The following is a 9,711-nucleotide window of genomic DNA, read 5'->3' on the forward strand; positions in this document are numbered from 1 at the left end:
GCTTGTCCACAGGAAAATGACCACTTAGTCTTGGGGCACTTTTTGTATTGGTGACGTTATGCAGCAGTCCCTTGATGACATTACTGAATTTCGTCCCGCCACCAGTTGGCAGGGACGGCTGGTGGCGAGTGCCATGCGCACGTTCGTCAAGCCGGTGGTGGCTCGGGTGCCTTTTACTCCGAGAGTGATGAAGTTCTCCCAGCTTGGCTTTGATACGGTCACGCTGGCCTTGCCGGTTCATCCTGATGTGCACATTGCTCCAGCGGATGTGGGCGGCGTGCCTGGCGAGTGGTTAATTGCCGGTCGGGAAGTGCTTTCTGGCCGTGTGGTGCTGTATCTGCATGGTGGAGGTTACTTCTTCGGTTCCCCCCGGTCCCACCGCTCGGTAACTTGGCGACTGAGTCGTGCCTGTCGTGCCAGAGTCTTGGCGCTGGACTATCGCCAGCCACCGGACTGGCATTACCCGGCGCCTATGATGGATGCGGTGAGTGCCTACCGGGCGCTACTGGCGCAGGGCTGCAGGCCGGAAAATATTATCATTGCCGGGGACTCCGCCGGTGGCAATCTCACTCTGGTGACGCTGCTGTCGTTACGCGAGCAGGGGCTGCCGTTGCCCGCAGCTGCGGTACTGATCAGCCCGTGGGCCGACTTGACCTGCAGTGGTGAAACACTGGTCAGTAATGCGGATGTGGAGCCCATGATTCCCCTCAATGCATTGCGTTTTATTTCCTCATCTTATGCGCGGGGCCAGGATCCGGCAGCGCCCATGCTTTCGCCGATTTTTGCCGATTTGAGTGGTTTGCCACCTTTGATGATTCAGGTGGGCCGAATTGAAATATTGCTTAGCGATGCTCGGCGTATTGCGCAGCGTGCGCAGGCTTGCGGTGTTACCTGCCGACTTCAGGAGTGGGATGGCATGATGCATGTATTTCAGGCTTTGGGTGGTTGGCTGCCTGAGGCATCGTTGGCGTTGAGAGAGATCGGTGCTTTTGTTGATGAGCAAATTCGGGCAGCAGGAGGGGAGGCCAGAATTCGCCAGCGCGCTACCATAGTGACAGGGCTGGGCCATTAAAAGCAGGGAGCGGCCGAAGCCGCCCCTGTTTAATCAATTGTTGCGAGAGGGCAGAACATCGCGCAGTTTGGCCGCCATATCGCGGATCGACTGCTCGGTAACATCCCAACCAATACAGCCATCGGTAACCGATACGCCGTACTCCAGCTTTTCCAGATCCGCCGGAATTTTCTGATTGCCGAACTTCAGGTGTGATTCCACCATCATGCCGACAATGGACTTATTGCCTTCCAGAATCTGGTTGGTGACATTCTCCATTACCAGAGTCTGCAGCGCCGGATCCTTGTTCGAGTTGGCATGGCTGGCATCGACCATGATGTTGGTGGACACGCCGGCCTTGGTCAGCTCTTTCTCGGCAATGGCAACTGACACTGAATCATAGTTCGGCTTGCCGCCACCGCCGCGCAGCACCACGTGACCATACTGGTTGCCACGGGTCTCGGTGATTGCCACCTTGCCATCGCTGTCGATGCCGAGGAATCGGTGCGGGCTGCGCACGCTGAGCATGGCGTTGATGGCTACTTCCAGACCGCCATCGGTGCCGTTTTTGAAGCCAACCGGGCTGGACAGACCGGAGGACATTTCCCGGTGGGTCTGCGATTCGGTGGTGCGCGCGCCGATGGCCGACCAGGTGATCAGGTCCTGCATGTACTGCGGAGTGATCGGATCAAGTGCTTCAGTGGCGGTGGGTAGGCCCAGCTCCGCCATGTCGAGCAGCAGGCGGCGGGCAATATGCAGGCCGTCCTCAATCTTGAAGCTGTCGTTCATGTAAGGGTCATTAATCAGGCCCTTCCAGCCCACCGTGGTGCGGGGCTTTTCGAAATAGACCCGCAACACCAGCACGATGGTGTCGCTGACTTCTTCTGCCAGCACTTTCAGCCTCTCGGCATACTCATGCGCAGCCTTGACGTCATGGATCGAGCAGGGGCCAATAACCAGAAAGATGCGGTGGTCCTTGCGATCCAGAATATTACGAACCACTTCACGACCTTTGGCTACGGTGTCGCAGGCCTTGTCGGTGAGTGGCAGCTTGGCCTTCAGCTCGCGCGGGGTGATCAGCGGGGTCTGTGCGGCGATATTGAGATCTTCTACCTGAATTTGAGTCATGGTCTCGGCTTTCGTGGCTTGCCTGAATGAGTTGGGCAGTCTAGCGGAATCAAAAGGTTGAAGGAACATGGGGGGAGGAGATGGGGGTGATAGTGGTTTTCTATCCCTGCCTCGCCTCCTGCTACTTGCAGAAATCTATAGCTTTACCGACTATATCTGGCCAGCAAGAAGCTCCTCAACCAGCTTCGGCACTTCGACGGTGGCGGGTCCCACGCGGTGTTCATGGAACGCATCGCTGATCATGCTGCCCTCAAGATTCACCTCAATGCAGCGCGCTCCCACCTGACCAGCCAGGCGGACAAAGCCTGCAGCGGGGTAGACGTTTCCTGAAGTGCCGATGCTGATAAACATCTGGCAGTTCACCAGAGCAGACTCAATATGCTCCATATGCAGGGGGATTTCACCAAACCAGACCACATCGGGGCGCAAAACCCCTGGCGGTTGGCAGCAATCGCAAGGCTCGGCGGTGGCAACATCGTCAGTCCAGCGCCTCCGTTTATGGCTGCGTGTGCAGAACACACTGAGCAGCTCGCCGTGCATATGCAGCAGGTTTTTGGAGCCCGCCCGGTCATGCAGGTCATCAATATTCTGTGTCACCAGGGTGACGCTGCCGGGGTATTGCTGCTCCAGCCGGGCAAGCGCAAGGTGAGCAGCATTGGGCTGGATGTCAGGCTGCTGTAGTTGGCGTCGGCGCTCGTTGTAGAAGCGCTGCACCAGGGCCGGGTCGCGAACGAACGCCTCCACTGTGGCCACATCTTCCAGCCGATGGTTCTCCCACAGGCCATCTGCGCCACGGAAGGTGCGGATGCCGGATTCTGCGGAAATACCAGCGCCGGTCAGGATAACAATATTCATAGCGACCCCCGATTTCTGTTTCTTCACATATAGCAGGCTATAATGCCGCCATGAGTGACATGATCGTAGCCCAACAGGAAGTTCTTGATGCAGACGGCCGTCAGGCTACGTTACTGCATTTTCACCGTGGTCAGGTGCTACGCATACTGGCCGACTCCATCGCCCTGTACCGCGATCGCGCGTCAGTGGACGATCCCCTCGGTAATGGTGTGGTTGGCCATGAGTTGATACCCGCCTCGTTGAAGCTGCAGTTTGAGCCAGATAGCGGCTTTGTCCGTGAGCAGCGTGCCGGCTTCGTCGGTCTGCATGGTGGTGCGGTGTTGTTTATCCGCCCGGATGGTATCGCCCTGTATGATAACGCGGGCAATGCTCTGCGAAACCACGACCCCCACTGGTTGATTCCATTCGTTAAAGTCAACTGAACCGGAGACATAATGGCTGAGGAAAGCACCAAACTTCGTCTGCGCACGCTGACGATGGACGACTATCCACAATTGGCGCGTCTGATGAATCTGGTCTACCCGGATATTGGCGGAGCCTGGCCGAAGAAAACTCTGGCCGCCTTGACTGGTAAGTTTCCGGAAGGACAGCTGGGTATTGAAGACCACGACGAGCTGGTGGCGGTGGCGCTTACCATCAAGGTCAGCTATGACCGCTTTTCCAACCCGCATCGCTATGAAGATCTGATTACTGAAAACCAGATCCATCTGCATGATGCCGATGGCGATGCCCTGTACGGACTGGATGTGCTGGTACACCCGGAGTATCGCGGCTACCGCCTGGGGCGTCGTCTGTACGAGGCGCGCAAGGACCTGTGCCGGGAAGAAAATCTGCGCGGTATTCTCGCCGGTGGCCGTCTTCCGGGTTATGCCGGGCAGGCTGACAAGATGTCGGTAATGGAATATATCGATCAGGTTGAGCGACAGAAATTGCATGATCCGATTTTGTCGTTTCAGTTGTCCAATGGTTTTGACGTCAAGCGTCTACTGACTCGCTACTTGCCGGAGGATTCCAAGTCGCGCGGGTACGCCACCTTGCTGGAATGGGACAATATTCTTTATGAGCCGCCTGCCACCAGCGATTACGTGAGTAAAAGTGTGGCCCGTATTGGTGTGGTGCAAAGGCGCATGCGTGCCGCCCGTTCGGTTGAGGATCTTCTCAGTCAGGTGGAGTTTTTCGTTGATGCCCTGTCCGATTATCGGGCGGATTTTTGTGTTCTGCCCGAGTTTTTTAGTGCCCCGCTGATGGGCCTTGAGCTGGACATGAGCTCGCTTGATGCGATCCGATTCCTGTCCGGATTTACCCCTGAAATTGCCACCGCGTTGTCAGATATGGCGGTGAGCTACAACATCAACATCATTGCCGGTTCCATGCCGTTAGTGGACGACGGCGATGTCTACAACGTGGCCTACCTGTGTCGTCGAGATGGCACCGTGGAAGAGCAACGCAAGATTCATATCACTCCTAGTGAACGTCGCGACTGGGGCATTGAAGGTGGTAACAATCTGCAGGTATTTGAAACCGACGCGGGCCGTATCGGCATTCTGATCTGCTATGACGTCGAGTTTCCGGAGCTGTCGAGAATCCTGGCCGAGGAGGGCATGGAGATTCTATTTGTGCCGTTCTGGACCGACACCAAAAATGGCTATTTGCGAGTGCGTCACTGTGCGCAGGCGCGGGCCATCGAGAACGAGTGCTACGTGGCCATTGCCGGTAGCTGCGGAAACCTGCCACGGGTGGATAACGTTGATATTCAGTATGCGCAGTCGGCGGTGTTTACCCCGTCTGACTTCTACTTCCCGCATGACGGAATCATCAGTGAGGCGGTGCCGAATACCGAGATGCTGGTGTTTGCCGATGTGGATCTGGAAAAGCTGAAACTGCTGCACAAGGAAGGCTCGGTGACTAACCTCAAGGACCGCCGCAAGGATCTCTACACCCTGTCCCGCAAAAAGCCTTAACCGACTGTAGGAGCGGCTTAAGCCGTAAAGACCGGGCGGATCACTACCCAACCCATCAACAAACAAAACAAACAAAAACGCCGGCACAAGGCCGGCGTTTTGCAGAACTGAACAACAAATTACATGTTCGGATAGTTCGGACCACCGGTGCCTTCCGGCACCACCCAGTTGATGTTCTGGGACGGATCCTTGATATCGCAGGTTTTGCAGTGCACGCAGTTCTGGGCGTTGATCTGGAAACGCTTGGAGCCATCCGGATTGTCCAGCACTTCGTACACGCCGGCCGGGCAGTAACGCTGTGCCGGCTCATCCCACTTCGGCAGGTTCACCTGAATCGGTACCGCCGGATCTTTCAGTGTCAGGTGGCAAGGCTGATCTTCTTCATGGTTGGTGCTGGACAGGAATACCGAGTCCAGCTTGTTGAAGGTGATCTTGCCATCCGGCTTCGGGTAATCGATTTTCTTGCACTCTGACGCCGGCTTCAGGGTGGCATGATCCGGGGTCGGATCGTTCAGGGTGAACGGCATCTTGCCGCCGAGGAAGTTCAGGTCCAGCACTGCCAGACCCGAGCCGATGAAGTTGCCGAACTTGTGCTGGTACGGACCGAAGTTGCGCTGGGTGTACAGTTCTTCATAGACCCAGCTGTTCTTGAATACGTCTTTGTACTCGACCAGTTCGTCGTTGCCACGGCCCGCTTTCAGCGCTGTGGCAATTACTTCGGCGGCCATCATGCCGGACTTCATGGCGGTGTGGGTGCCCTTGATCTTGGCAAAGTTCAGGGTGCCGGCGTTGCAACCCACCAGCATGCCGCCCGGGAAGGTCATCTTCGGCAGGGACTGCAGACCGCCTTTGGCAATGGCGCGGGCGCCGTAGCTCAGGCGCTTGCCGCCTTCCAGATACTTGCGCACTTCCGGGTGGTTTTTCCAGCGCTGCATTTCATCGAAAGGCGACACGTGCGGGTTGGAGTAGCACAAATCAGTGATCAGGCCGAGGGTAACCTGATTGTTGTCCAGGTGGTAAAGGAACGCACCGCCGAGGGAGCCGGATTCAGTCAGCGGCCAGCCCGCGCTGTGCATAACCAGGCCTTCGCGGTGCTTGGCCGGATCGATTTCCCACAGTTCCTTGATGCCGATGCCATAATGTTGCGGGTCGACGCCGTCGCGCAGGTTGTACTTTTCCATCAGCTGCTTGCCGAGATGGCCGCGGCAGCCTTCCGAGAAGATGGTGTACTTGGCGTGCAGCTCCATGCCCGGGGTGTAGCTGTCCTTCTTCTCGCCGTCGTGGCCGATGCCGAAGTCACCGGTGGCGATGCCTTTTACTGAGCCATCTTCATTGAACAGCACTTCACTGGCAGCAAAGCCGGGGAAGATCTCGATACCCAGGCCTTCAGCCTGCTGGGCCAGCCAGCGGCACAGGTTGCCCAGTGAAATAATGTAGTTGCCTTCGTTATGCATGGTCTTCGGTACGAACAGGCCCGGCACTTTGATGGCCTTTTCCGCATTGGTCATATAGAAGATTTCGTCTTCCTTTACCGCCACGTTGACCGGGGCATCCAGTTCCTTCCAGTTGGGGAACAGCTCGTTCAGGGCACGCGGCTCAAGAACTGCACCGGAGAGGATATGGGCACCTACCTCGGAGCCTTTTTCGACTACCACGATGCTGATTTCCTGACCGCTTTCCTGAGCGATCTGGCCCAGACGGCAGGCGGTGGCAAGCCCGGACGGGCCGGCACCGACGATGACTACATCGACTTCCATCGCTTCGCGTTCCATAGCTTGCTCCTTGTTCAGTTGCGGGCGCATAACGGGCGCCGGAGTTGGAAAGGCGCGCAGTATAGCCACGAGGCAGGGCAGTGGCCACTTTGCGTGACGTATTGTCGGGCGGCTTTGCGGCCAATCCAGTAAACAGGGTGGCACCAATTCAAACGACTGTTTGGATTATCCCCGTCGAACTAATTGATTTTCAAGGGAAACGGCTGACTGAAGCGTCACTCGTGTGTTGAGGGTGTGAATTCTATTTGCAGCAAAATCATACGCTTGGCGCTTTTCGGCCTATTGACCTTGGCGGGGTCTGCGGTCACCATACCGCGTCTTTCGTGGGGGGTGCCCTGCCATCTCCTGTCCCAACCATTCCAACGGAACAAACCCGAGGCTTCTATGAAGGTTCTTGTACCGATCAAGCGCGTCGTTGATTACAACGTAAAAGTGCGCGTTAAGGCTGATAACAGCGGCGTAGAGCTCGCCAATGTCAAAATGGCCATGAACCCGTTCTGCGAAATCGCCGTCGAAGAGGCTGTGCGCCTCAAAGAGAAAGGCGTGGTAACTGAAATCGTTGCTGTGACCATCGGCTCAAAAGCCGCTCAGGAACAGCTGCGTACCGCCATGGCTTTGGGTGCAGACCGCTCCATTTTGATCGAAACCGAAGAAGACGCCCAGCCGCTGGCTATTGCCAAGGCGCTGAAGGCTATTGTCGAGAAAGAGCAGCCGCAGCTGGTTATCCTCGGCAAGCAGGCCATTGACGGCGACAACAGCCAAACCGGCCAGATGCTGGCTGCACTGACCGGCATGGGTCAGGGCACTTTCGCTTCAGAAGTGGTTGTTGACGGTGACAAGGTCAAGGTTACCCGTGAAGTAGATGGTGGTTTCCAGACCGTTGAGCTCAAGCTGCCGGCGGTAATCACCACCGACCTGCGCCTGAACGAGCCGCGCTATGCTTCTCTGCCGAACATCATGAAAGCCAAGAAGAAGCCGCTGGACACCGTGTCCGCTGCTGATCTGGGTGTCGATTTCGCGCCGCGCACCAAGACCCTGAAAGTAGAAGCACCGGCAGCCCGTTCTGCTGGTATCAAGGTGGCTTCCGTCGAGGAGCTGGTAAGCAAACTCAAAAATGAAGCGAAGGTGATCTGACATGGGCATCCTCGTCTACGCAGAACATGACAACAGCACCATCAAGGGCGCAACTTTGAACGTGGTGACTGCCGCGGCAAAAATCGGTGGCGATATCACCGTTCTGGTTGCTGGCAAAGGTTGCGGTGCTGCCGCTGAAGCTGCGGCAAAGATCGCTGGCGTCAGCAAAGTACTGGTTGCCGACAACGACGCTTACGGCCACCAGCTGGCCGAAAACGTTGCTGATCTGGTTGCCGAACTGGGCAAGGGCTACAGCCACATCCTGATTCCGGCTACCACCACCGGTAAAAACTTCGCTCCGCGGGTTGCCGCATTGCTGGATGCCGAGCAGATTTCCGAAATCATTACGGTAGAATCCGCTGACACCTTCAAGCGTCCGATCTATGCCGGTAACGCCATTGCTACCGTGCAGAGCAGCGACAGCGTCAAAGTGATCACTGTCCGTGCTACCGGCTTTGACGCCGCAGCTGCAGAAGGCGGTTCCGCTTCTGTTGAGGCAGTTGATGTTGCCAAAGATGCCGGCGTGTCCAGCTTTGTCAGCGAAGAGCTGGCCAAGTCCGACCGTCCGGAGCTGACCGCTGCCAAGATCGTTATCTCTGGCGGCCGCGGCATGCAGAACGGCGAAAACTTCGAGATGCTGTACAAGGTGGCCGATAAACTGGGCGCTGCTGTTGGTGCATCCCGCGCTGCCGTCGACGCTGGCTTCGTACCGAACGACATGCAGGTTGGTCAAACCGGCAAGATCGTTGCACCGCAGCTGTACATCGCTGTGGGCATCTCCGGTGCGATTCAGCACTTGGCCGGTATGAAAGACTCGAAAGTGATCGTTGCCATCAACAAGGACGAAGAAGCACCGATTTTCCAGGTTGCTGACTACGGTCTTGTGGCTGATCTGTTCGACGCAGTACCGGAGCTGGAAAAGCAGATCTGATCTGTTTTCCCGCTCAAAAAAAGCCCGGCCTCTGTGCCGGGCTTTTTGCTTTCTATGCTTTACCCCTGACTCTGGTTGGCTCGGTGTTTCCCTTAGGCGTGAACGCCACCATCATCCGGAGGGTGACTCAGCGTAGCGGGCACCCCGGAGGATGATGGTGGCGGTTGCGCCCGGGCACGGTGGTGACGGTGGGGGTTTGGTTTTGGGTTAGGAGATTTCGCGGCTGAAGCCGCTCCTACAGGGGTTTTAGTCGCATCAAAGCGCCATTTGGTGCATCAGTCAGCAGATAAATAAAGCCATCCGGCCCAATCCGTACATCGCGGAATCGTGCCACACCCTCAAGCAGCTTTTCTTCTTCCACCTCGCGCAAGCCATCAAACCGTACCCGCGCCACATGTTGGCCAGCCAGCGCACCGACAAATATATCGCCGCGCCACTGAGGAAACGCATCGCCCTGGTAAAACGCCATGCCCGAAGGGGCAATCGATGGAGTCCATTGCTTCAACGGCATCTCGATGCCCGCCATCTCGGTAACGCCAATCTTTGGGCCATAGTACTCACGGCCAAAGGTAACCAAAGGCCAGCCATAGTTCTTTCCGGGCAATACCTGGTTGATTTCATCGCCACCACGCGGACCATGTTCATGTAGCCAGATCTGCTTGCCATCCGGATGCAGTGCCATACCCTGTGGATTGCGGTGGCCATAGCTCCAGATTGCATCATCAAAATCTGCATTACCGACAAACGGATTGTCCTGCGGAATGCTGCCATCATCATGCAGGCGTAAAATGCTGCCAGCATGATCCTTGCCATTTTGCGCGCGATCCCGCTCACCGCGATCACCTATGCTCAGATACAAATAGCCCTGCTGATCAAACA

General features: G+C 56.7%; 9 protein-coding genes. 5 read left to right on the forward strand and 4 right to left on the reverse strand.

Going from position 1 to position 9,711, the window contains the following annotated elements:
* Nucleotides 1–58 precede the first annotated feature (58 nt).
* Entirely contained in the window at nucleotides 59–1,072 is a 1,014-nt protein-coding gene (locus J1C54_RS12920; RefSeq protein ID WP_229148523.1) for an alpha/beta hydrolase, read from the forward strand.
* A 33-nt stretch (nucleotides 1,073–1,105) separates the two neighbouring features.
* Here J1C54_RS12920 and J1C54_RS12925 read toward each other — a convergent pair whose 3' ends face one another.
* Complete coding sequence (locus J1C54_RS12925; protein ID WP_229148524.1) at nucleotides 1,106–2,179, reverse strand: 3-deoxy-7-phosphoheptulonate synthase; 1,074 nt, start codon at nucleotides 2,177–2,179, stop codon at nucleotides 1,106–1,108.
* Nucleotides 2,180–2,329: 150 nt separating this feature from the next.
* Nucleotides 2,330–3,034 (reverse strand): Sir2 family NAD+-dependent deacetylase, encoded by a 705-nt coding sequence (gene cobB, locus J1C54_RS12930; RefSeq protein WP_229148525.1) that lies wholly within the window; start codon nucleotides 3,032–3,034, stop codon nucleotides 2,330–2,332.
* A 59-nt stretch (nucleotides 3,035–3,093) separates the two neighbouring features.
* On the opposite strand from cobB, the gene J1C54_RS12935 reads away from it, so the two are divergent.
* Nucleotides 3,094–3,456, forward strand: a complete 363-nt coding sequence (locus J1C54_RS12935) for a hypothetical protein (protein WP_229148527.1) — start codon at nucleotides 3,094–3,096, stop codon at nucleotides 3,454–3,456.
* Between the two features lie 12 nt (nucleotides 3,457–3,468).
* Nucleotides 3,469–4,995: a bifunctional GNAT family N-acetyltransferase/carbon-nitrogen hydrolase family protein gene (locus J1C54_RS12940; RefSeq protein WP_229148528.1), complete on the forward strand. Its 1,527-nt coding sequence runs from the start codon at nucleotides 3,469–3,471 to the stop codon at nucleotides 4,993–4,995.
* A 119-nt stretch (nucleotides 4,996–5,114) separates the two neighbouring features.
* Here J1C54_RS12940 and J1C54_RS12945 read toward each other — a convergent pair whose 3' ends face one another.
* Nucleotides 5,115–6,767 (reverse strand): electron transfer flavoprotein-ubiquinone oxidoreductase, encoded by a 1,653-nt coding sequence (locus J1C54_RS12945; RefSeq protein ID WP_229148529.1) that lies wholly within the window; start codon nucleotides 6,765–6,767, stop codon nucleotides 5,115–5,117.
* A gap of 384 nt (nucleotides 6,768–7,151) precedes the next feature.
* On the opposite strand from J1C54_RS12945, the gene J1C54_RS12950 reads away from it, so the two are divergent.
* Both J1C54_RS12950 and J1C54_RS12955 read left to right on the forward strand, forming a co-directional pair.
* Nucleotides 7,152–7,901, forward strand: coding sequence for an electron transfer flavoprotein subunit beta/FixA family protein (locus J1C54_RS12950; RefSeq protein ID WP_229148530.1), 750 nt, complete (start codon nucleotides 7,152–7,154; stop codon nucleotides 7,899–7,901).
* Between the two features lies 1 nt (nucleotide 7,902).
* Complete coding sequence (locus tag J1C54_RS12955) at nucleotides 7,903–8,832, forward strand: electron transfer flavoprotein subunit alpha/FixB family protein (protein WP_229148531.1); 930 nt, start codon at nucleotides 7,903–7,905, stop codon at nucleotides 8,830–8,832.
* Between the two features lie 235 nt (nucleotides 8,833–9,067).
* On the opposite strand, the gene J1C54_RS12960 is transcribed toward J1C54_RS12955, so the two are convergent.
* Nucleotides 9,068–9,711: PQQ-dependent sugar dehydrogenase (locus J1C54_RS12960; RefSeq protein ID WP_229148534.1), on the reverse strand; the 644-nt coding region annotated here is incomplete at its 5' end.

The organism is Alcanivorax sp. 1008 (assembly GCF_020667895.1).
Taxonomy (GTDB): domain Bacteria; phylum Pseudomonadota; class Gammaproteobacteria; order Pseudomonadales; family Alcanivoracaceae; genus PGZG01.